This is a genomic window from Shewanella sp. SG41-4 (assembly GCF_014164505.1).
Taxonomy (GTDB): Bacteria; Pseudomonadota; Gammaproteobacteria; order Enterobacterales; family Shewanellaceae; genus Shewanella.
This window is the reverse complement of sequence record NZ_JACJFI010000636.1, coordinates 1-1191: the sequence shown is the minus strand read 5'-3', so window position 1 is coordinate 1191 and position 1191 is coordinate 1. Positions and strand designations below refer to the sequence as shown.

Below are 1191 nucleotides of genomic sequence, written 5' to 3'. Positions count from 1 at the left end.
AAACGCTGGCAATTAAACCTGCACCATTAACGTCATCACTGTCGATACCGACATTATCGACGTTTGTCAGGAACATAAAACCTAATATTGATATCCATAGTCTGACATGGGCTAAAGCACTTAATGCTTTGAAAGTCAGTTCGGTTATAGAATCGTCTCAATATTTTAATGTGCCTATGGAACAATTACAGCAACTATTCAATAATGCTGAGCATGTGCATCAGCACTATCCCCGAGTAGGCAAGCATTTACCATTAATCCCTGCATTTCCAATGTTAAGTCATAGTCACAATGAGACTGAATCAGATGTGAATCTAGCCAAATCGAGCAAAGTGTTTATTTATCTCTGTAACAAATTCGATAAGAGTATTGGGGTTGAGCGATTAACGTTAGCTAACGTTAGATTGAGCATGGAGATATTAAATTACGCCGTCCCAGGAAAAGATTATGCTTTGAGGTGCCCAAACTCAAAAGTTTCAAGAATGTTTATTCGCTTTTGTCAGCTGCTAGGCCTAAAAGACAGGCACCTAAAGTTCAAGTTTCATCGGGCAGATTTGACGATTGAACAATCACATCGAATTGAAAATCGTTGGAGAAAAACCATCACAGATTATGGGTTTATTACCAATAATTTTGTAATAGCAAGTGAGAGTGAAGGGCGCTATTTAGGGAACCATGATGGAAGCGGTTTTTTAGAAATTGCACTGGTCAATAACGGATATAAGCGGGTACAACGACATCAAAGCCTATTCAGTTTTTTACATTTTTTGCTTATTTTGAGCTACCAAGAAGAATAACGGCATAATCTTTATCACTAAAAACATCTAGAATTAGGATAGAAGATATTCAAATAATGATGATTTAAACTTAAATTTATCCACTATAATCGATGATAAGTTGTCCTTTTTCATGCCATCTAAAGTCATGTAGTCATCAGATGAGTATATTTCAAGGCATTCACCTCTTAGAAAGAGAAACTTATTATTAACAATTAATGAGAAGCGAATGCTGTTACTGAAAGGGTAGTTAATCCCACTAGTAAACCTTTTGTTGATATCTTTTATTATTTCTTTCTCGCATCTTGGTCTAGTATCAATTACCAACTGTAAATGTTCTCTTCCATTGCGAGTGTGAAATACTGAAATTTTATTCATACTATTTTAGTGTGAAATGTCATTCCAAAACACGAGT

At 35.4% G+C, this 1191-nt stretch carries 1 pseudogene; it reads left to right on the top strand.

Features of this window, described 5'->3' with window-relative positions:
* A pseudogene (locus H5202_RS22885) lies at positions 1-797 on the top strand (tyrosine-type recombinase/integrase); the annotation flags it as partial.
* Between the last annotated feature and the right edge of the window lie 394 nt (positions 798-1191).